Annotated in this window: 16 protein-coding genes; 7 read left to right on the top strand and 9 right to left on the bottom strand. The window is 48.9% G+C overall.

What is annotated here, in order from left to right; translation table 11 throughout:
• Window positions 1-54 precede the first annotated feature (54 nt).
• Window positions 55-1,560, top strand: a complete 1,506-nt coding sequence (locus BP95_RS0107740) for a leucyl aminopeptidase (protein ID WP_021254521.1) — start codon at window positions 55-57, stop codon at window positions 1,558-1,560.
• Between the two features lie 90 nt (window positions 1,561-1,650).
• Here the strand turns inward: BP95_RS0107740 and BP95_RS0107745 are convergent, their stop codons facing one another.
• Window positions 1,651-2,655 (bottom strand): DMT family transporter, encoded by a 1,005-nt coding sequence (locus BP95_RS0107745; protein WP_028531824.1) that lies wholly within the window; start codon window positions 2,653-2,655, stop codon window positions 1,651-1,653.
• A 203-nt stretch (window positions 2,656-2,858) separates the two neighbouring features.
• Here BP95_RS0107745 and BP95_RS0107750 point away from each other — a divergent pair, with 203 nt between their 5' ends.
• On the top strand, window positions 2,859-3,764 hold the full coding sequence (locus BP95_RS0107750; RefSeq protein ID WP_021254523.1) for a LysR family transcriptional regulator: 906 nt from the start codon (window positions 2,859-2,861) through the stop codon (window positions 3,762-3,764).
• Between the two features lie 493 nt (window positions 3,765-4,257).
• Here BP95_RS0107750 and BP95_RS0107760 read toward each other — a convergent pair whose 3' ends face one another.
• The 3 genes from BP95_RS0107760 to BP95_RS0107770 form a co-directional block, all read right to left on the bottom strand.
• Entirely contained in the window at window positions 4,258-5,001 is a 744-nt protein-coding gene (locus BP95_RS0107760) for a YwaF family protein (RefSeq protein WP_021254524.1), read from the bottom strand.
• A gap of 113 nt (window positions 5,002-5,114) precedes the next feature.
• Window positions 5,115-6,908: an ABC transporter ATP-binding protein gene (locus BP95_RS0107765; RefSeq protein ID WP_021254525.1), complete on the bottom strand. Its 1,794-nt coding sequence runs from the start codon at window positions 6,906-6,908 to the stop codon at window positions 5,115-5,117.
• Complete coding sequence (locus BP95_RS0107770; RefSeq protein WP_028531826.1) at window positions 6,905-8,650, bottom strand: ABC transporter ATP-binding protein; 1,746 nt, start codon at window positions 8,648-8,650, stop codon at window positions 6,905-6,907. The genes BP95_RS0107765 and BP95_RS0107770 overlap by 4 nt, the downstream gene beginning before the upstream one ends.
• A 390-nt stretch (window positions 8,651-9,040) precedes the next feature.
• Between BP95_RS0107770 and BP95_RS0107775 the strand changes: the two genes are divergently transcribed.
• Window positions 9,041-13,714: an S-layer homology domain-containing protein gene (locus BP95_RS0107775; protein WP_028531827.1), complete on the top strand. Its 4,674-nt coding sequence runs from the start codon at window positions 9,041-9,043 to the stop codon at window positions 13,712-13,714.
• 234 nt (window positions 13,715-13,948) lie between these two features.
• The gene (pepF, locus tag BP95_RS0107780) at window positions 13,949-15,763 is read left to right on the top strand and encodes an oligoendopeptidase F (protein WP_028531828.1); all 1,815 of its coding nucleotides are present in this window, start codon (window positions 13,949-13,951) and stop codon (window positions 15,761-15,763) included.
• A gap of 174 nt (window positions 15,764-15,937) precedes the next feature.
• Here pepF and BP95_RS32275 read toward each other — a convergent pair whose 3' ends face one another.
• From BP95_RS32275 to BP95_RS0107795, 3 genes are read right to left on the bottom strand one after another with little or no spacing between them, the layout of a single operon-like run.
• Entirely contained in the window at window positions 15,938-16,111 is a 174-nt protein-coding gene (locus BP95_RS32275) for a FeoB-associated Cys-rich membrane protein (protein WP_021254529.1), read from the bottom strand.
• Between the two features lie 17 nt (window positions 16,112-16,128).
• A complete protein-coding gene (feoB, locus tag BP95_RS0107790) occupies window positions 16,129-18,165 on the bottom strand; it encodes a ferrous iron transport protein B (protein WP_028531829.1) in 2,037 nt (678 codons plus the stop codon).
• Window positions 18,162-18,425: a FeoA family protein gene (locus BP95_RS0107795; RefSeq protein ID WP_021254531.1), complete on the bottom strand. Its 264-nt coding sequence runs from the start codon at window positions 18,423-18,425 to the stop codon at window positions 18,162-18,164. Before BP95_RS0107795 ends, feoB begins: the two co-directional genes overlap by 4 nt.
• Window positions 18,426-18,704: 279 nt before the next feature.
• On the opposite strand from BP95_RS0107795, the gene BP95_RS0107800 reads away from it, so the two are divergent.
• Window positions 18,705-19,670, top strand: coding sequence for an aldolase catalytic domain-containing protein (locus tag BP95_RS0107800; protein WP_021254532.1), 966 nt, complete (start codon window positions 18,705-18,707; stop codon window positions 19,668-19,670).
• A gap of 95 nt (window positions 19,671-19,765) precedes the next feature.
• Here the strand turns inward: BP95_RS0107800 and BP95_RS0107805 are convergent, their stop codons facing one another.
• Window positions 19,766-20,029 (bottom strand): hypothetical protein, encoded by a 264-nt coding sequence (locus tag BP95_RS0107805; protein ID WP_021254533.1) that lies wholly within the window; start codon window positions 20,027-20,029, stop codon window positions 19,766-19,768.
• The gene (locus BP95_RS0107810; RefSeq protein WP_021254534.1) at window positions 20,029-20,355 is read right to left on the bottom strand and encodes a YbjQ family protein; all 327 of its coding nucleotides are present in this window, start codon (window positions 20,353-20,355) and stop codon (window positions 20,029-20,031) included. The genes BP95_RS0107805 and BP95_RS0107810 overlap by 1 nt, the downstream gene beginning before the upstream one ends.
• Window positions 20,356-20,629: 274 nt before the next feature.
• On the opposite strand from BP95_RS0107810, the gene BP95_RS0107815 reads away from it, so the two are divergent.
• Complete coding sequence (locus BP95_RS0107815) at window positions 20,630-21,637, top strand: LacI family DNA-binding transcriptional regulator (protein ID WP_028531831.1); 1,008 nt, start codon at window positions 20,630-20,632, stop codon at window positions 21,635-21,637.
• A gap of 122 nt (window positions 21,638-21,759) precedes the next feature.
• On the top strand, window positions 21,760-22,578 hold the full coding sequence (locus tag BP95_RS0107820) for a sensor histidine kinase (protein ID WP_028531832.1): 819 nt from the start codon (window positions 21,760-21,762) through the stop codon (window positions 22,576-22,578).
• The last annotated feature ends 29 nt before the right edge of the window (window positions 22,579-22,607 follow it).

A 22,607-nucleotide genomic window follows, 5' to 3' on the forward strand; every position in this document is an offset into this window, starting at 1 on the left:
AATAAGGGAGACATTGGCATTCATCATTTTTTAATACAAAGGAATGATTACATTATGAAACTAGCAAATGCAACATGGATGAATGATGTACAAATTCAAGCTCAAGCACTTGCATCTGCTCAGATTGAGGCAGACGCTGTTGTAGTAATTGGTACAAAAGCTGAATTCGAGAATGCATCTGGATTCCCAGGGGCCGAAGCCTGTGCGGCAGCAGTTCGTAGCGGATTGTTCGAGGCAGATTGCTGCAAGACTTATGTAGTAGCTACAGGAGAAGAGAAGACTCCTGTTCTGATTGCAGTAGGACGCAAGGAAGAAGCGCTGACAGAGAAGCAAGTACGTCTTAGCCTTGCTGAGGCTGCTCGTGTAGCGGTGAAGCATCGCCTGAGCCGTGTAGCGGTTATCGTACCGGAACAGCTTGTACAGGTTGATGCGGCAGCAGCGCAATCGTTCGCACATATGATGGTGGAAGGCTTCCTCTTGGGGGCTTATCAGCGCGTTACCTATAAGAAAGATGCGAAGCCAGCTCATACCTTTGCATCCCTGAACCTGTACGCAGCGGAACTGGCGACAGAAGCATGGAACGAAGGCATTAAGACGGGACAAGCTTATGCGCTCGGTACAACGTATGCGCGTGACCTGACGAACTTGCCAGGGAACGTGCTTGTTCCTAGCACACTCGCAGAACAAGCGTTGGAACTGGCTGAACAGTTCGGCTTCGAAGCACACGTGCTCGATGAGAAGCAGATCGAAGAGAAGGGCATGGGAGGTCTGCTCGGCGTTGGCAAGGGCAGCGTGAATCCTCCACGCATGATTGTTCTGAAATACCAAGGCACGGACGAGTGGACAGATGTTTATGGCATCGTCGGCAAGGGAATTACGTTCGATACAGGCGGTATTTCCTTGAAGCCTTCTGCGAAAATGGATGAAATGATCTGTGATATGGGCGGCGCAGCTGCAATGCTCGGCACGATGTCCGTAATTGGACGCCTTCGTCCACAGAAGAACGTGATCTGCGTGATTGCTTCGGCAGAAAATATGCCTGCTGGCAATGCGTTGAAGCCAGGTGATGTGATTACATCCTACAGCGGACGTACCATTGAAGTGCTCAACACAGATGCGGAAGGACGCCTTGTACTGGCTGACGGCATGACGTATGCGAAGGAGCTTGGCGCAAGCAAGCTGATTGATGCAGCAACGTTGACAGGTGCTGTCGGGGTCGCGCTCGGTTCGATTACAACAGGTGTTGTAACGAATGATGATGCCTTCTACGATACGTTCAAAGCGGCTGCATCCCGTACAAATGAACTCGTATGGCAGCTTCCTTCCAATCAAGAGTATTGGGATATGCTGAAGAGCGACGTTGCGGATCTGCGCAATGCTATTCCAGGTGGAGCAGGAACGATTACAGCTGGCTTGTTCGTCGGAACATTCGCTGACGAATTGCCTTGGATTCACTTGGATATTGCAGGGACTGCATTCCTCGCATCCAGCCGTGGCGTTGATCCGAAGGGCGGAACTGGAGTTATGGTTCGGACAATTGCAGAGACAATTCTGTCGTAATTTACAATTATGTTATTTAAAGGTGTACCGCTTGCGCGGTACACCTTTTTATTCGTTCGGGGCCTACGTTAGTTCGTGCAAATGAATGGATTAACCAGTTGGTGCATGGGAACGCTTCTTCGGAAGACGGCTTCGCACTTCGGCTGTTGATTTGGCTGTCTTAGTCTCCGCCTCTTCCGATGCACGGCGGCTCAACAGATTGTTCACGATTAGAGCGCTGACGATAAGCAGTGTGCCGAACCACTCTGCAGAAGATACCTCATAACCCTGTATGACGGAGATAATGAACGTTGTTGCAGGCACGAAGTTAATGAACAGCATGCCATTAATCGGCTTCAACAATTGAACCCCTTGAATCCAGCTCAGCAAGGCGAGCAGTCCGGCTACGAGAATCATGAAGCTCATCTCCGGCGCAATCGATACAACCGTGCTCACAGATGGAGCATCGACGATGCCTAGAGCAGTCATGACGAGAACGATAGCCAGTGTTGTAAATCCACCGTACAGCGAGCTCAAGGTAGAGAAACGAAGTGCAGACCATCCAGCGAATTGTCCGCTGCTAACGGTGTAAATAACCCACCCTGTAATCCCTGCAAATACAGACAAGAGTGGAAGCAGCTTCAGGCCCCCATTTGCAAGGGAGTGAAGATCGCCCTTAGTCACGACGAAGATAACTCCAATAAAGGCGGTGATCACACAAGCAAGTGTTGACATCTTTGGCATTTTGCGCGTTACGAGCCATACGAACAGTACAGCCAGCATCGGCATGAACGATTCCATGATGGAGGCGAGCAGAACTCCTGATTTGCCGAGCTGCTGTTGTCCCCAGAATACGCCGAAGTTATAAATAGTGAATCCGAACAGACCAAGCAGCCATATTTTGAAGGTTTGTCCCTTTGTATTGAATGCTGCCTTGCCTTCCTTGAACAATAACAGTGCAGCTAGTAATAGGCCGACGATACAGTATCGAATTCCGGAGAACCAGAACGGATCGATATGATGCAGCGCGCTCTCGGCAATCGGGAACATTGCTCCCCATGCTACTGCTGCAAAGAGGCAAAACATAGCTCCCTGCCAAAAATGTTTCTTACTCATGATGCCACTCACTCCCAATCCACACGATGCCAAGCGTTATCTGTATCTGTAATAGAGATTGCTTAACAATTCCGTTTATAGTAACGTTCGATAACAACTGAAATTCATATTATGACTTTTCTGATATCTTGTAAAATAATTGAAAGTGATTTAAGATATCACTAATAATGATATCTAACATAGAGTGTGAAGGAGTAATTAGGATGGACTTGAGTGACATTCATATTTTCATGTCCGTCGTTGAGCATGGAAGTGTCAGCCGTGCGGCTGAAGAGATGGGGTATGTGCAGTCGAATGTAACGGCTCGCATCCGTGCATTGGAGCAGGAGGTTGGGCATCCGCTGTTTCATCGCCATCGCAGGGGCATGACCTTGAATGCGGAAGGCCGCAAGCTGCTCTATTATGCAGAGCGGATGTCCATGCTCATGAGTGAAATGAGGAAGGCGTTCCAAGACAGTGAGGATCCTGTTGGCAATCTGCTGATCGGTTCAGTAGAGACGGTCGTCGGATTGCCTGATATATTAAGTCTGTTCTATCAGAAATATTCGAAGGTCGACCTGTCGCTTATGGCGGGGGTAACGGACAAGCTGACGGAAGAAGTGCTGGAATACAAGCTGGATGGGGCATTCGTATCCGGTCCGGTAACGGTATCGAACGTAGAACAGTACCCGGTGTTCGATGAGGAATTGGTGCTCGTATGCGGCAAATGTGCCGTAGACGGGAAGCAGCCGTTATTCCATGTGCGGGAATTGCTGCACCGCCCGCTGCTTGTCTTCCGCAAAGGCTGCGGATATCGAGCGAAGCTGGAGCAGTGGATGCAGCTCGAGGGAATTTCGCCAACGAAGGTGATGGAATTCGGGACACTAGAGACGATTATCGGAACGGTTGTAGCTGGGCTCGGCATAACAGTTGTCCCTCGGGCCGCAGTAAGACGTCTAGAGAAAGAAGGCGAGCTGCAAGTATTCACCATACCGAAACCGTTCAATATGGTATCCGTTGTCTATATTCGCCGCAGTGATACGTATATGGGGGAAGCGGAGCGCCGCTTTATGGAGACGATGGAGGAAGTACGCGAGAAGCGTCGGATACAGGAGCATATGCCTGTATAAGAGTAGCTGGAAACTTGAAATTAGTAGTTTATTTCAATTGATTAGTGGCGGTAATCAGGTATAATATGTAATAAGAGCGATACAATAAATAAGGAACGGACTGCCATCCGTTCCCAGTACAAACATCTTGAGTGGATTTTCCCCTCCATAAATTTCATAAAGCTATAGAGAAGTAACCCACGGCGGCTAACCATGAGTGGTTACTTCTTTTTTCTATCCATATACGTCAGTAGCGCGACGAGAAACGTAGCGAACATGATAACATCGGAGAAGGAGAAGTTCATAGACTCACCTCCTTTCCGGAGGGAGCCAACCACTCAAGGTGTGTTGTACATATCTATTATACAAGTTAGAGGAATAAATTGTAATCTGTGATTGCGATGAGTATGATGATTACCATGAAAATAAGAGAAAGGATTGTGCGGAGGCACAATCCTTTTTTTGATATGCATGATCATTTCGCAATGGCTGCTGCTCCAATAGGCACTCTGAATCAGCCTCGCAGATTTTTATCGGTACTGCTGCTTGTACGCAGTCGTCCTGCAATAAGAAATGGAAGATACAAGACAATGAACATTCCCAGCGCAACACCCTCGAGTGATAGAAGATACCACGGGTAAGGCCCCAGCACATCCATTAAGGAAGCAGTTTCCGGCTTGTGAGCCAAGAACATGTAGTTCCCGCCTGTTATATAGTTGACACCCCCAACTACAACGAGCAGAACATTAAGGAACAGCATCGCATAACCGATTGATTTCCACGTAGGCCGCACATTTTCTACCCAGACCATATACAGCACCGCGAGGATGATTGCGATATGGGCGATGAAGAACTGGACGAATCGGAAATGCGGGAACGGATAGTCCAGAGCTGGTGTTAGCAGAGCCTGGAGTGCTCCCCCGATACCGGTAAAATAAACAATATGGAATATCTTCTTGCTACGGAACAGGAGCATGAGCACACACATGTATAAGGAGATGCTGCATAGCTCGAACGGGAGTGTATCCGCCGCACGGAATATCCCTGTTGCCACATACCATATATTCAAGGTTACTTCAGATAGGACGAGCAAACTTATTAGGCCGCATCTGCCGTATCGGTTATGTTTATCCTGTCGAAACCAATGACGCCATCGATATAAGAGGAGCACTGTCACGATAAATAGAAACAGTGCCCCCATATGTGCTGAAGAGAATGCCTTGAACGTGTCTGCTGCCTGTAGAGAGAACCAAGACATGGAGATGCCATCCTCCTTTTCACATGGGATTCTTGCTAAATTTCTTTATGCAGATGAAGCATGAGTTGTGGTAGAGCTAGTTGTAAGTTGTGAGAAGTGAGTAGAGCAATCCACTAGGAACTGATCAGTTCCTCCTTCGGTACTTCCTCCGTAGAGGAATGCTCGCCTTGCCAGAGCAGCTGCATTTCTGCACATGTTGCGAGCAACTCATGCAGTGTCCCTTCTGCCTCGATGCGGCCATCCTTCATTACGATAATATGATCAGCCCTGCTTAAGGCAGCGCGGCGGTGCGACACGGCAATGCAGGTGACATCACGCTCGGTGAATAATCGCTCCCAGAGCAGCTGCTCGGTCTCCACATCAAGGGCGCTGGACAGATCGTCGAACAAATACAGATCAGATTGTGTCATCATCATCCTTGCAGTTGCCGCCCGTTGAATTTGTCCGCCGGAGAGCATTACCCCGCGAGGCCCTACATACGTATCAAGACCATTTTCAAGCTGTTCCATATCCCGCTCCATGACTGCTAGACGAATGGCGTGCTCCAATGCATCTTTCTCTCGATCATGACTGCCCATAATGATATTCTCCCGCAGCGGGTCGCTGAATAAGCGAGGCACCTGCGGTGTATAGGCTGCTTTGGGCGGGGTGAGAAATGATGCAGGATCAATCTCCTTCCCGTTCCAGCGTATTGTTCCTGCTGATTTCTTCAAGAGACCAAGCAATGTACGCATCAGCGTGGATTTCCCCGAGCCGATCCTGCCGGTAATGACGAGGAACTCGCCTCGATTCAAGTGAAACTGAATATCTTGAATGCCATGTTCAGAATCCGGATAGGTGAATGATACCTGATCGACCTCCAAGGATTGCAGCTGTTCTGAATCAGTAAGGGTGCGAACAGGTGGAGCCGGAGGATCTTCATTCAGATAAATTTCGCTGTGTTCCACGACTCGATCTTCTTCTCCCGGCTGGAATAAGATGCGCATTCGATCGAGAGATACTTGCAGGCGCTTATGTTGAAAGACCATATAGCCGAACAAGGATATGCTGAAGGCGAAGTTCGTCAAGTAGGAGGTAAATAGAGCGAAGTCTCCTACAGAGAACCGCCCTGCCTGCATTTCTGTTGCGCACATCAACAGAATTCCGCCCGTGCTGATGGTAAGCACATGCTGATTCAGCGACTTCATCCATTGCGTGAACAGCGTATCCTTAAGGGCAGCTTGACGACGATTCTCGTTCAGCCCGACGAAGCGCTGGTGCACATGGCGTTCAGCCTGCCCAAGCTTCAGTGCCTGCACTGCTCCGAATATCTCCGCGATGAATCCTGTAATCTTCGATGTTGCTTCTCGATTCTGCTGGCTATAGCGCCGTGCGCGATTGCCCGATAGGTTGTTCAGCACGGTAACAGCAAGCAGTGGCAGGATTGCAACTACGGTAATTTGCCAATTGATGTTGGCCATAATGATGATGGATACGATGGTGAAGGCCAATCGCCCCCAGAAGTCGACCCATGATTCCACGTAATCCACGACTTCATTCACATCGTCGCGGAAGCGGCTGGCAGCATCTCCGGGGGAAGCCGGAAGATGCCGTCCCGGCCAACGCATAATGCCTGCCAGCATGTTGGTGCGTAGTACTGCTTGGATATGGTAGATATAAGTGACCCACTGGTAGAATGCTGCAAAAAACACGCCAACCCGCAGTATGCGTACAAGTGCGATAACAATTAACGGAACCGCAAGCCACATATAATCATGAGATTGTGAAGTGGCGCGATCAAAAAACCACTGCATGCCGAGACCGATGAGCAGGGGGATTGCGTGAAACATGCCCCACATGATTCCGTTTACAAAAAAGAGCATCGGTCGGAACTGGAACAATCGGGTGATAAAGCGGGTTACGGTCATGCCAATTCCTCCTCCATTCCCGTTCGAAGCAGTCTCGCATAATGCGAGGATGGGGTGTTCGCAAGCTCCCCGCGTGAGCCGAACTCGACAATTCGTCCATGCTGTAACACCATGATCGTATCGACCTGCTCGAGCGTTGCCAAGCGATGGGCGATGACAATGCCCGTACACTGTTCCATCAGCTGATCGACTGCAACTTGTAGCATTGCTTCTGTTGCGGCATCCAGCCGTGATGAAGGCTCATCAAGCACAATAATACTTGGATTCGTCAGAAATACACGTGTCAAGGCGAACAATTGAGCCTCACCTGCGGATAGCGAAGTACCCCCCGAGGACAAATGGGTATCGAGTCCATTAGACAGTCCATCGATCCATTGCCGCAGCCCGAGCTTCGCGGTTGTCTCCAAGATGCTCTCGTCCGATACATTCGGATCGAATAAGGTTAGATTGTCGCGCAGCGTTCCGTCAAAGAGCTGCACGTCTTGCGTCACCATTCCTACGCGGCGGTACAGCGTCTCCAGCTTCAAGCTGCGAATATCCTCGCCGCCAATTCGAATGGTTCCGCTGTTGATGTTGTATAGACGAAGCAGCAGACGGCTAATGCTGGACTTGCCGCTTCCCGTACGGCCAATGATGCCAAGTCGCTGGCCTGGCTGAACGTCGAAACTGATGTCGTGAAGCACGAGCTTATCTTCGTTATAGCCGAAGGTAACCTGCTTGAATTCCAGACCGAGAGCTCCATCTGGCAGCTGCGTCTTCGTTCCATCTTCAATCTCACTGCGAAGGGAGAGGAGTTCGCGAGCGCGAAGCATGCCAGATTTGGCCTTTTGGAATTCCTGAATTTGATCTCCCAACTGCTCAATAGGCGTATTTAACATTTGCGTGTATTGGAAAATGAGAAACAGCGTCCCGAGCGATATTTGACCGATCAAATAGTAATGGACGCCCAATAACAGTACAACCGTCACAGCGATCGAAAAGAGTACGACCGTGCTGTTCCATGGAATAACCCGCAGCATCCAAGCTTTGCGGCCGGATAAGAACACCTTCCGCATCGCACCATGGAATCGATTCATGACATAGGGCACAGCCCCATTCGCTTGCACATCCTCGATACCCGCGATTCGTTCCTCAATCAAGCCGAATAAGGCGGCGCTTGCAGAACGTTCGTCCTTGGAGCTATTCACGCCCATGTTGCGAATAAATACCATAGAGCCGATGGAGAGAAGTGTAAATATAGTCATGACAGCTGCAATCGGCCAATTAACGGTGAACATGTAGCCTAGAATACCGATGAGCAGGATGAAGCTGCCGATGACCTGCGCAATGAACATGGCAAAGAAGTTGGACATGCCGGTTACATCGCCGTCTATTCGCTCGATCATCTCGCCAGGCGTCTTGCGGTTATGGAAATGCATATCCAATTCGAGGCAATGCCGCAAGAGATCACCGCGTAATGTATTGGTTGCGCGCCATGAGATATCATTGCCAACATAGCTTATCGCAACCGTAATAAACTGGGCGAAAACAGCAATGAGCAGATAAATGCCTGCAAGTGTGAGAAGGGTGGATATTGCACCTTGAGCTGCGGCTGTATCGATGAATTGCTGCACAAGCTGAGGATTAATGAGCTGACATGCAGTGGACACGAGCAGCATAATCAGCAGCAGCAGCAGCCGGCCCCTTACCGGATATAGATACCGAAGCAGCCAAGTCATTGATATGGATGTGTTCTGGGACATAAGATGACCTCCAATCTGTGAACGACATGAGGCTTCTACGTCATGCGAAGGAAGAAGCGTCGAATGAAATAATTCCTATCATACACTAAATAATGGAAGCTGCAAGATAAAAAATGAATTAAGAAGTTTATTCTCTGACTATTCCGTAGGGGCGTCCGGGATTCGCATCGAGTAGAAGGTTTCAAATATAGGAAGACTACAAAAATGAACATGATTTTACCAGAAAAGGTAATGCGAAACCGCTTATGATGTAAGCGTTTTACCACTACAATGTGGAGGCAATCATTACTGTAACGAGAAGGTCAAAGGGGGGTGAACATACACACGTGAGTGCTATGCGTGTATCAGCGCATAAATCCTAAATTGTTCTCCTGAAAGGTGGTAATCGTAATGAGATACATCTTGCTGAGACCGTTGTCCATCTGGCTTGTTGCCGTTCTCCTTTTCTCCACGCTGCTGCAGGCCGTGCCTAATTATGCGCAGGCTGAGGCGGATCTGCCCCCAATCGAACAACTGCTTCTTCCATCGGGTGAGGCAGACCCTGTCACCGTCGTCTCGCAGGATGCAACGCAGTCGCTTGTAATTAGCGATATTAATTCCCCTGGGGATTCATTAGTGAACAAAACCGATTACTTGGCCTTATATACGAGTGGAGCCGGTGTGACGAATACGGTGTACGGCAATGAAGTGTTCGTCAAAAAATATGATGTGGCCCTCGTGGTCAATCGTCACAGTGTTGTAGAAGCTGTATATGGCCCTGATGCTGATCCTCCGGTGTCATGGGATGACGACATAAGTATTGCAATTCCAGAGGAGGGCTATATCGTGCTCTCTGGTAGAACCACTTGGGACTCTTCGATTCATCAAAAACTACTATTCCATCATTATGGCGTTGGAGATCACATTCGATTAATGAGAGGCGGCAAGGAAGTGACGGCAGCTGATTTCCGCAATCAGAAGCCTGAGCCTGAACTGAAGCCTGAACTGCATCTCATTACCCCTTCGGATTCAACGGTAACGGTACCCATGATTGCGGTCAAAGGCTATGTTGCGAATTATCGAGAGAACCAGAATATCCAGGTTGTCATCGGTGGGAAGCAGGCGAGTATTACCGCGAACGGCAGCTTTCTGCAGCAAGTGTATCTGACATTAGGTGCTAACCTTATCACGGTGCGCTTGTTGCAAGGCGATACAGAGCTGGCAGTGTCCAACATCACCGCAACCTATGAACGCTCCGGGCAGGGCTCAGACTATATCGAGGTTGAGGCTGCTCCAATCGATGTCACAATCGAAATTCAAGGGCCTCGGCATAAAATTGATGCTGTAGACGAAGACATCGCCGCACACGGAAATGTAGTTGCCTTATTTACACGTGATTATGGCTCCTCGATTGTCGTTCCTCAATACAATGTTGCTGTTCAAGTAGACGAACATAATCGTGTGCTTCGTGTCGTCAATCCTTCTATTAATGGCAAGCCTCCTGTCTGGACGGGGCCAACTACTCTGGAAATCCCAGATGGCGGTTATGTATTAATGGCACAGGACGACAGCTATACGACGAACTTCATCAAACGGTATCTAGCGGTTCATTTCAAGGCGGGGGATCAGATTAAGCTTCGCAAAAACGGAGAGGTAGTCTCTGTTAAGGATGTGAGAAGCGGCAATGGAGCGATTGCAAGACTGACGCTGGATAATGAGCTGATGTATACCGTAACAGACAACCAGACGGTGGTTACTGGGCGGATTGTGAATATCGATCATCCTGAGTCGACGGCATTATTGATCCATGGGAAGCAGGAGACTTTCGCTGCGGATGGTACCTTCTCAGTTCCCGTTACGCTGAGCAGGGGTACGAACTATGTGGATATTGTGGTTATGAAAAACGGAAAGGAACAGGATAAGCGAAATATGGTCGTGTTCAGCAGACCGGGATTTGCACCTGAGAAGGACATCATTCTATGGGTCGATCAGGCAGCGAATGCTCGGAAGTTCCAATCCAGCGAGCAAGTGCTGGCCTTCCTGAAGAAGGCAAAGGACTTAGGCGTGACGACGGTCGTCTTCGATGTGAAAGGGGTAGAGGGGTTCGTATCCTATAAGAAGAACGATCTGACCGGAAGACCGTACGTGAGTGAGATAAAAGCGCCGGAGAAGGCAGGCTCGAATCCGAATCTCGACCTGCTGCAGGAATTTATTTCGCATGGCCATGCGCTTGGCTTAAAGGTGCACGCATCTCTGAATGTATTTGCGGAAGGTTCGATCGCCCATAACGAGTACGCAGTGCTCGATCAGCACTTGAATTGGGAGGAGCGTATCTACGTTCCAGAAAACAACGGGGAGATCAAGCGTCTTCGGGAAAGCGCGAAAAAGGGGCTCGTTGCATTCGTTAATCCTTCAGACGATGAGGTGAGAGCATATCAATTAAAAACGTTCGAAGAAGTGATCAAAAACTACGATGTCGATGGAGTCGTCCACGATCGGGGGAGATATGATAACGAAACGGCTGATTTCAGTGACGTCACTCGGATCAAATTCGAGCAGTTCCTGCAAGCAAGGGGCAAGCAGTTGCAGAACTGGCCGGCCGATATTTACCGATATGAGCAGAACGTCCGGGTATACGGGCCATTGATTCAAGACTGGTGGGAATTCCGTTCCGGGGCGATCAAGAGCTTCTTTGCCGAAGTGAAGGCACTCGTTGATTCCTATGAAGTCTCAACGGGACGGACGATCCAAGTGTCCTCCTATGTAGGTTCTTGGTATGAGACGTATTATTTGAACGGTGTCAATTGGGGGAGCCGTAATTTCCGCTATGACACACGCTTAGGGATGCCTGATCAATCTGTCTATACGCCGGAATATTATGATACGGGCTACATTGAATACTTAGACTTCTTAATGATCGGCGCCTATCAGACGACCAGCAAGGAAGTGAAGAAATACATCACGCTTGGCAATATCGTGACCAATGGAGAGATTCCGCTATATGCGGGGATATCCCTTGTCAATGTACAGACTCCGTCAGTGCAGCGGGAGGTATTTCAGGCTGGATTGGCTACCACGAATGGTCTAATGTTGTTCGATGCCTCCCAGATCAACTGGCCTATAGCTTCGGCGGCCCTCCGGGATGAGGAATATGTGAAGGATTATCAGCTTGGCATCAGCTTGCCAGGCAGCCCGGATTCATTCATGGAAGGGAGCTATTATAATGTGAACCGAGTCGAGGGCAATGTGAATGTGCTGACCGACGCGTTCGGTTATTCAACGGGCACGAATCAATTCGGGGTCGAGGTTGTTGTAGATGCCGGCGGTAAAGTGACGAATGTGGTCAATCGTAAACAAGCGATCCAATGGAACTGGGCTGTACCGGAGCAGAATAACAGTGTCATTCCGCAGGGGGGATTCGTCATTACAACCGTCGATCCTTCTGGGACGCGAACGCTGCGCCAGCTTGTGGCGAACGCGTATGACGTGGGTAACTCGATACGGGCAGCTGTGCTTAGCGGATGGCAAGACGATGAAGGGCGGCAGACTTCGAACCGCGAGATAGTGGTGGAGGGTCAGGTTGAGGTGCTGGGCACAGGGAAGGCTGAGGTGTTTTTGAATGGTAAGCCCGCGATTATTGACGCAAACGGCGGCTTCAAATCCAACATCCCGCTATCAGTTGGCCGGAACAGCGTAACGATTACTGTGTTTGTAGATAAATATAAGACGAACAGTCGAACGATTGACATCATCCGCACCGATTCAGGCGGCACGGATCCGAATCCAGGAGGTTCGAATCCATCTAGCGGTTCGGGAGCTGTCTCGCAGCAGCCTGCGACACCGAATAAACTAGAGCGGCTGTCCATTGCTTATCGACAAGATCGGGATGGACGTCAAGTGACCGCAGCGAAGGTAAATCTTGCTCCGATGCAGGAAGAGATCGAACAGTTCAAGAAACAAGCTTCTTCATTGTCTGACCCTATTCTGAAATATTCGATTGCGAATGTGCAGGAAGTGCTGGAAGTTAGCATTCCGGTATTAGGCGCGGTGCAAGCTGCGAAGGAGCTTCCACAATCCAGCATTGTCATCGAATCGCCGCAAGGTGTCCTGAAGCTGCCGCTTCACGCGATGAACTCCGCCCTGAAAGACAGCAGTAATCAGAAGTCTAGGGAGCTTCAGATTCGTATCGGGACGTTGTTGCAAGAACAGGATAGAGCACTCCAGCAACGATTATTGCAGGATGGTTCCAAGAAGATAGGGCCCGCGATCGAAATTGGATTAGTCGTGAAGGAAGGGGAAGAAGTGCAGGCGATTGCGTTCAAGGGGGAACGGGCGGAATATCGATTCAAGCTCCCAGCGATTGCAGTTGATCGAAATCGAATGACGGCAATTGATTATGATGGGAAATCACGAAGTTACGCGTTCGTCCCTGCCTTATTTGAATCTCGTGAAGGGGATTTGGAAGTGCTGCTCAAGCTATCGGGGACGGGGATATACGGCACTGCAGAAGTGCAGCCGCCAATGTTCGCGGACATACCGGGACACTGGGCTGAGCAAGATATCTTATTGCTGGCATCCAAGCTGATAGTGAAGGGAACGAGTGACACCCGCTTCTCTCCGGGAGGGAAGCTGACGCGTGCCCAATTTACAGCGATGGTTGTGCGAGCGCTCGGCATGAAGGAGAAGGCAGGTGTGATGCCATTCGTCGATGTCCAGTCCCAAGATTGGTATGCAGGTGCAATAGGAGCAGCGGTAGAGCAGGGACTGATTCAAGGTACGGACAGCAACCACTTCAGCCCGAATGCACTGCTCACGCGTGAGCAGATGAGTCTGCTCATACTACGAGCTGCTGAGATTGCTGGGGTAAAGGATACCGATGTGAATACGGAGGCAATTCTCCAATCCTTTAAGGATCAGAATGAGATTGCCGCATGGTCTAAGGATGCTGTAGCTGCGGTCGTGAGCAAAGGACTTATGGAAGGGCGCAATACAAACTCTTTTGTTCCGAATGGAACTGCTACGCGCGCTGAAGGCGTCGTAGTGCTGAAGAGAATGCTGCAGCAATCTGCATATATCAATCGTTAGTAATAGGGAATGAGTTAGGATCGATTCCTTCCCGAACCGTTTCATGATGTGGAATTGAAAAGGAGCCCTTCACCCTAGGTTGCAAATTAGCTGGTGTGGAGGGCTTTCAATGGAGGGAATTCGAACCTCCAACAGGCGGCCTTTATAATCAATCTCGATTCGCAAGGAGGGCGGAATCGTAGTAGAATAACAGTATGCACAACTACCACTTTTGGGAAAAGGAGCGATGGACGAATGGCTACGCAAGCAACGCGTATGAAACGATCAGAAGTCCCTCTGGAAGCGACATGGAGATTGGAGGATTTATTCGAATCCGAAGCAAAATGGCTTGAGGAATTGCAAGCGATTACAGCTGATTTGAGTTCAGTCACCCGCTTCACAGGCAAATTGCATGAGGGTGCTGGTACATTGCTGGCTTGTCTGGAAGCAATGGATGTCATTTGGAGCCGTGCGCAGTTATGCGGCAGTTATGCACATTTGCGGTTGACGGAAGACAGCACGAATCCAGTGAATCAGGGAAATAACAGCCGTGCGCAGGATATGATGGCTGAAGTGTCCGTTGCTCTATCCTTCTTCGAGTCTGAATTTAGTGACATGAGCGACGATGCATTGCCCGCATATTATGAAGAAGAGCCTAAGCTTCTGGAGTTCAAGCCCTATTTGGATCAGATTGCAAGCAAGAAGCCATATCGGCTGAGCAGCGAGACGGAATTGACGCTCGCAGCACTTGACAACGTCTTAGGAGCTCCGTACAAAATTTATAATCAGATCAAGCTTTCGGACATGGCGTTTGAACCCGTTACCGATCAGGAGGGTAAGACCTATCCCCTGTCTTTTGCTCTATTTGAGAATCGATATGTGGAGTCTCCGAATACATACTTGCGAAGAGAAGCGTTCCGATCATTTTCCGAAACGCTGCATGCATATCGCAACGGGGTTGCGGCTTCATATGCAACAGAAGTGAAGAAGCAGGTCGTGCTTGCGAAGCTTCGCGGATATGATCATGTAACCGATATGCTGCTGCATAAACAGCAAGTGACACAGCAGATGTATCACGCAATCTTAGATACAATTCAAGCCGAGTTGGCTCCACACATGCGGAAATGGGCAAAGCTCAAAAAGCGTGTTCTCGGTCTTGATGAACTCCGCTTTAGCGATCTGAAGGCTCCATTCGACCCTGAATACGATCCGGAGGTCTCGTTCGAGACAGCAGCGCAGCAGGTAGTAGAGGCGCTGCAGGTCATGGGGCCGGAGTACACAGCAATTATGCAGGATGCCATCCAAAATCGATGGATTGACTATGCGGATAATGTAGGCAAATCAACAGGGGCATTCTGCTCATCAATTTATGATTCCCATTCCTACATATTGATGACATGGACAGGAAGCATGCGGGGAGCATTCACTCTGGCTCATGAGTTGGGCCATGCGGGGCACTTCATGCTGGCACATAAGCATCAGCGGATATCCAACACACGTCCATCGCTATATTTTATCGAGGCTCCGTCCACCATGAACGAGATGTTGCTGGCAGACCACTTGTTCCGTCAGTCGTCGAATGATCCTCGGATGAGACGCTGGATTATTACGCAGCTGCTGAATACGTATTATCATAATTTTGTAACGCATTTGCTCGAAGGTGAGATGCAGCGCAGGGTATATGAGCTTGCTTCACAGGGAGAGCCGCTTACCGCTGATCTGCTGTCGCAGCTGAAGAGGCAAGTCCAGAGCGATTTCTGGGGCGATGCCGTTGTGATGGATCCAGGTTCGGAACTGACTTGGATGCGTCAGCCGCATTATTACATGTCCTTATATCCATATACGTATTCAGCAGGTTTAACAGCATCGACGGCAGCAGCCAAGCGCATCCGCGAGGAAGGACAGCCGGCAGTAGAACGTTGGCTGACGGCGCTGAAGGCTGGAGGCTCCTTGCCTCCATTGGAGCTGATGAAGCTGGCTGGTGTGGATATGTCCGATACGAATACGATCCGAGAAGCTGTATCATATGTAGGCGAGCTTGTTGATGAATTGATAAGCTTGTACGAGTAATCGAGTTTTTGTTGTGGTAGAGAGTAAGGAATGGTAACAGTGATCTTCGCATGAGGTGTATGCTGCCTAATTAGGGACTGGGCATGGAGCGAGGAGCATGCTGCGTATAGATGTAAACAACAAAGAACAGTAGCACGAGGTTCATCCCGGCTACTGTTCTTGTCATTTCAGCAATTAGTCAGCGTCAGCTGCATTTGGATGTGGTTGTGTGGAGCATCCGGATGAGCAGGAGCGATTCAATGCGCATGAAGCACAAGCTCCTTGCTTCGACTTGCGCACGTGGCGTACAACCATCCACAGTGCATACGCAAATATGATCATCACAATTCCAATTTCCGGCCACGACATGCGATTCACCACCTGTTCTATGAAAATCCGAGAAGTCTACCGACTCCCGTAATGATGAGTGCGACAACATAGGCGATAAGTAGGGCATAGCCGATGGAGAACCATGTCCAGCGCCATGATGCGGTTTCTTTCTTAATAATGCCCACTGTTGCAAGACAAGGAACATACAGCAGCACGAAGGCACAAAAGGCATACGCGGACAACGGGGTGAATGCCCCTGCGATTTGGGATTCAAGCATAGCCGTGTCTGGTGCGTGATAAATGATATTCATCGTGGACACAACGACTTCCTTGGCAAGAAACCCGGTAATTAAAGAAGCCCCCGCTTGCCATGTGGCGAAGCCGAGCGGAGCGAGCAATGGTGCAAGCACGCCGCCAATCATCGCCAGGAAGGAGTCGTCCATCTCAACTCCGAATCCGCCTGGTCCTGCATATGTCATGAGCCAGATGAGCACGGAGCCTCCAAGAATGAAGGTTCCCGCTTTGCGTACGAATCCTTTCCCTTTCTCCCATGTGCTGCGGAACAAAGTCTGCCATTGTGGCAGACGGTAAGGTGGCAGCTCAATAACGAAAATGCTCTGCTCCTCCTTCATCATCCGCTTGGTGAACAGCTTGGCCAGCAGCAGGGAGAGTACAATTCCCATCACATAGAGGGACAGCACGACAAGTGCTTGATGACTCTTAAAAAAGACACCGGCAAACAAGGCATAAACGGACAAGCGGGCAGAGCAGGACATCAGTGGAACGAGCAAAGTAGTGACAAGCCGTTCGCGCGGCTGCTCAATCGTACGAGCGGCCATGATCCCAGGCACGTTGCACCCGAAGCCGATGACAAATGGAATGAATGCCTTGCCGTTCAGGCCAACGGCTTCCATAAGACGATCCATGACGATGGTCACACGAGCCATGTATCCCGAATCCTCAATAAAGGAAATGAATAAGAACAGGATGAAGATTTGCGGGACGAATACGAGTACGCCGCCAACACCCGCAATAATCCCTTCTTCGATCAGCGCATGGGTAAATGGTGACACGCCAATCGCATTCAATATGGATGCTGCGCTGTCCGTTACGGGGCCGGAGAAGAAGGCATCCAATGCATCCGACGTTGGCGTTCCAATCCATTCGAATGTAGCCTTGAACATGAGGAACATAATGCCGAGAAAGATCGGAATGCCTAGCCAGCGATTTGTAACAATGGCATCGATGCGCTCCGTCAAGGTTACGGATTTCTCCTTTGTACTGTCAATCGCTTCTGCACAGACCTCACGAATAAAGGCAGTACGCACCGCACGAATATGCTGTGCCATGTGCAGCGCGATGCCCTGCTGTTGTAGCTGCTGTTCTGCTGCATTGCATATATGCAGGAGCTGATCGTTCATCTCCTGATTTAATCCGCTGTGAACCCATTCACGGACGGTATTGTTCTGTTCCAGATACTGCAGCGCAATCCATCTTGAAGGTACCCCATCTTTAGGTGGTAAGTACTCCGACATACGCTGAATAGCGAGTTCCGTAATTTCCCCATAGTCGAGTTGGAACGGATCTCCTTTTTCCCTCGCTGCAACTTGGGCGGGGTGATTGATATGCTGCAAAATATCATGAATTCCTTGCTTGCGTCTAGCATTGACGGGAAGTAAGGGGGCATGAAGTGCCTTGGACAGCTTCTGCGTATGAATGTGAATGCCGCGGCCCTGTGCCACGTCGTTCATATTCAGCGCAATGTGCACGGGAAGTCCATATTCCAGTAATTGTATGGTTAAATATAAGTTGCGTTCGAGCTGTGAAGCATCGACAACATTTAAGATCGTATCTGGCCGTTCGTGGAGCAGGTAACTTACAGCGACGCTTTCATCTCGCGACATCGGCTGCAGCGAGTAGATGCCGGGAAGGTCGATGAGCGTGCCTGAATTGCGATGCAGGTGGCCGACCTTCTTCTCTACCGTTACGCCAGTCCAGTTGCCTACATATTCGTAGGAGCGGGTGAGCGCATTGAATAAGGAAGTCTTACCTGTATTCGGATTGCCTACGAGTGCGGTGGTACAAGTACTCATGCGCCATTCACCCCGATAGAGCGAGCCTCGTTTTGGCGAATGCCGAACAATTGGCCGTTAGCTTCTAGGGTAAGCGGACCGCCGAACAAGCTGGTACGCTTCAGCTCTACATGGGTTCCTTCTGTAATGCCCAGATCACGCAGGCGATGGCAGACCGATGCATGGACTTTGGACAAATCACAAATACATGCACGCTGCCCAGGCTTCAATTCACATAAGGAGGTATTCTGTCCGAGCATCTCACAATTAGTTGGGCGCATGTTAATCCTTCTTTCTTCAACATATCAATATCACTATCAATCTATGATTAACTCGTTATGTTCTTATTTATAATGATAATCGGTATCAATTGGATTTACATTGAATGTAGCACAATGGAAGAAAAATTACATGTGATTTTTTTCATAGAAAAAGGATTAAATTGTAGATAATTTATCGAAATCTATGAAAACGACACGAAAATGAAGCTTTTTTGCTTTGCTTTATGAGTTTGTTTCCATTAGAATGGAGAGAAAACATTTGGCAAAGGAGATAGCGGAATGAAAACGAATCACTGCAAAATTGTCGACTGCACAATTCGCGATGGTGGTCTAGTAAACAATTGGGACTTCAGCGTCGAGTTCGTGCAAAGCTTATACGCATCATTGAATGATGCTGGCGTCGACTATATGGAAATCGGCTACAAAAATTCGCCTAAACTGCTCAAAGGCGCTGACGAAGCAGGCCCTTGGCGATTTTTGAATGACGATTTTTTACGTACTGTCATTCCGCAGAAGGGTACTACGAAGCTATCCGCACTTGTAGATATCGGCCGTGTGGATGAGAACGACATTCTACCGCGCAACGAGAGTATGTTGGACTTAATCCGGGTTGCTTGCTACATCAAGGATGTGGACAAGGCGCTGGATTTGGTACGCACGTTCCATGATCGCGGATATGAAACAACGATCAATATTATGGCACTGTCAAATGTGATGGAGAATGACCTTATCGAAGCATTTGCGATGATCAAAGAGAGTGTCGTTGATGTGGTATACGTCGTAGATTCCTACGGCAGCCTTGATCATAATGATATTCATTTCCTCGTGAATAAATTTAAAGAGCATTTGCCGAACAAGCGAATCGGTGTTCATACGCATAATAATATGCAGCTTGCTTTCTCGAATACGCTTGTTGCTGCAGAGCTTGGGGTTGAAATGCTGGATGCTTCCATATACGGGATGGGGCGTGGAGCGGGCAACTGTCCGACAGAAGCTCTATTGACTCATTTGAAGAACAGCAAATACCAGCTTCGATCCGTACTTGGCTTCCTTGAGAAATACATGATTCCGATGCGTGAAAAGTGGGAATGGGGCTACCTGATTCCATACTTGATTACAGGTACACTTGATGAACATCCGCGTTCCGCCATGGCGCTGCTTGCTTCTGATGATCGGGACAAATACTTGGACTTCTATGATCAAATGACGACACCTGAGGTATCTATTCATAAGAAAAATTCGTAAAGGAATGTGAAAGCTCCTTCACGATAAGAACATACAAAGACCGCTCCAGCTATGGCTGAGCGGTCTTTCTTATGTTGAAATGAATGAGGAACAGGCTACGATTGCATGCGAACGTACTTGCGTTCGCCTGTCTTCGGATTATAGTACACTTGATATTTTAAACCATCTCTCGGATCGATAAAGATCTCTTTCGTTGGCATAAAGTCGCCTGAGACACCGATGGCATCCAACGGATTATCGTATTGCTTATAGCGCTTATCGAAATACTTCTTGCCGATCACAATCAGGATGACAAGGCCGATCAGGGGCAGGCCGTACACCACAAGAGCGATTTGGAAGAAATGTGCGACCCCATCCATTAGGAATGCACCGCTCTCAACTTAACAACCGTTCCGTAAGCTACAATCTCACTCATGTTCTGGCCGACATCGCCACTATCGAAGCGCATCATGATGATTCCGTCTCCACCCATTGCGTGCGCATTCTCGATCATACGATCCATTGCTTGTCGGCGAGCATCCTCGATCATTTGTGTGTACTGCTTGACTTCACCGCCCACGAGACCTTTCAAAGATGCCATAATGTCCCCGCCGATACCTCGTGCTCGAACAACTACGCCAAATGCCGTTCCCAATACTTCGGATACCTCATAATTTGCAATGCGTTCGGTCGTTACTACGATCATGAATGCCAGCTCCTTTTGAACACTTATCTAGAGTTGAAGGGGATTATCAATCCCTTTTAGTATTATTCATACGGGGATTATCTTTATTCGTTTCATAAAGAAGTTCAATCCGTAAGAAGAAGGGCCGTCCATAGCTAAAGATTTACTAAAAAAGGCGTAAAATGGCGGATATTACGGTAGTTTTAATGGAATAACGCTTTAAAGTTAGTTATGATGGGTACATAGAGATTTGTGCCTTTCCATATCTAATGATCGATCATGAGGGGAGAAGGATATGAAGGTCAGTATATTTGATGTGGCTAAGAAATCAGGTTTATCTGTGGTGACGGTATCCCGTGTCCTAAATAACGCGAAGACAGTACGAGAGAAGAATCGGGTCAAGGTTCTTCAGGCGATGAAGGATCTGGATTACCACCCGAACGCAGCAGCTCGAAGCCTTGCGAAGGGGAAAACAGGTGTCATAGGGATGATTGTCACTACCTTGCAGGATTCATTTCTGGATAGTATCGTGCAATCGGTGTACTCACTGCTAAAGGATCATGGTTATTACTTAGCACTATCGGTTGCATCAGAGCCGATGGAACAAGGGGTGGGTACGGACTTAATCCAAGAGGATCGCGTGGATGGAATGCTGATTCTATCTGCGGTACATGAGGAACCTTACGTGGTAGAACTAAAAAAACGGAAAATCCCGTTCGTACTCATCGACAATCAGACAATCCAGCCTTCTGTGACCAACGTGAATGTGGATAATTATAAAGGTGGATATGATGCAACGAAGCATCTCATTGATTTGGGCCATCGATCGATCGCTCATATTCGTGGGCCACGGTTCTTCTTAAGTGCACTTGAACGTGAAAGGGGTTTCAGGGATGCAATGAGTGACGCAGGTCTCGAACCTTTTGCAATTGAGGATGGAAAGTTCTGCATTCAATCCGGCTATGATGCTGTACAGCGATGGCTGCATGCAGGTTGTTTGCCGACGGCGTTGTTCGCTGCCGATGATTTCACCGCGATTGGTGTCATCAATGCATTGTGGCAGGCTGGTTACAAGGTGCCGGATGATATGTCTGTAATCGGCTATGATGATCAAGTCATCGCTTCCCAACTGCGTCCGCTGCTGACAACGATGCGACAGCCTGCCCACGATATCGGTAGAGTGGCTGTTGATTTGCTCATGAAGCAGATTAATGGAACGAATAAGCGCAGTATCTGCGCTCGTTTAGAGTCGGAGATCGTGATTCGAGAATCGACGAGCGCACCGAAGTTATTGCAATCGTAGTATGATGAATAGGTAAGACAGATAGGCGTGCGGTTATGAACTGGTGACTGCATGCTTTTTTCATTACAATAGGAATAGATGTGAATGGATGATACCGAGCATAGAATGGAGCGAAAATTACCTTGAAGGATCGTACGATTAAACATCTGATTCTATGGATTCCTACGATTACAATTGGACTATGGGAATATATGCGCCACTCTTTCCTGCTCCCTTACGTTTCCATGGAGGTTGGGAACTGGCTCGCCCCTGCCATTGTTTTTATCGTGTCAGCCACGCTGTTGACTCGCTTATTCAAGCTGCTGGATGATACGCAAAAGAAGCTGCAGCGAGAGCAGCAGACGAAGGCGGCCTTGGAGGAGCGGAGCAAATTGGCGCAAGAGCTGCATGATGGAATTTCACAATCATTGTTCATGCTATCGGTAAAGATTGATCGGCTGGAGACAGCTTCGACTGAACAGCAGCCAGAGCAGCTGGACAAGCTCCGACAGACGGTTCGTCATGTATATGATGATGTGCGCCTGTCCATCGCTAATTTGCAAACTGTCCCTGAAGAGATGAATGTATGCTGGTCGGATCAACTCGTTACGATGATCGAGGATATTCGAAAGGATACGGATTGGACACTGGACGTGAAGTGGGAGCTGCCTGAAGATCAATTGTCATTGAAAGAGAAAATCGCGCTGTTGTCGGCTGTACGCGAGGCGCTGCTGAATGTGCGCAAGCATGCAGAGGCGAAACGGGTATGGATCATAGCGCAGCCTGTGGCTGAAGGATTTGTTTGCGATATTCGGGACGATGGGATCGGATTTGCAGGAGAGCCTTTTTCACAGAAGGGAAAGTATGGATTGAAGATGGTACGCGACCGCACGACCAATATGGGATGGAGCTTGTCTTTGGAACGAGATGGCGACGTGACGGTAGTGCGTATTGCAAGTTAATGAAGTTGGCGGAAGGAGAGGAAACTAGC

Origin of the sequence: Paenibacillus sp. UNC217MF, assembly GCF_000686865.1 — a bacterium.
GTDB classification, from domain to species: Bacteria; Bacillota; Bacilli; order Paenibacillales; family Paenibacillaceae; genus Paenibacillus_B; species Paenibacillus_B suaedae.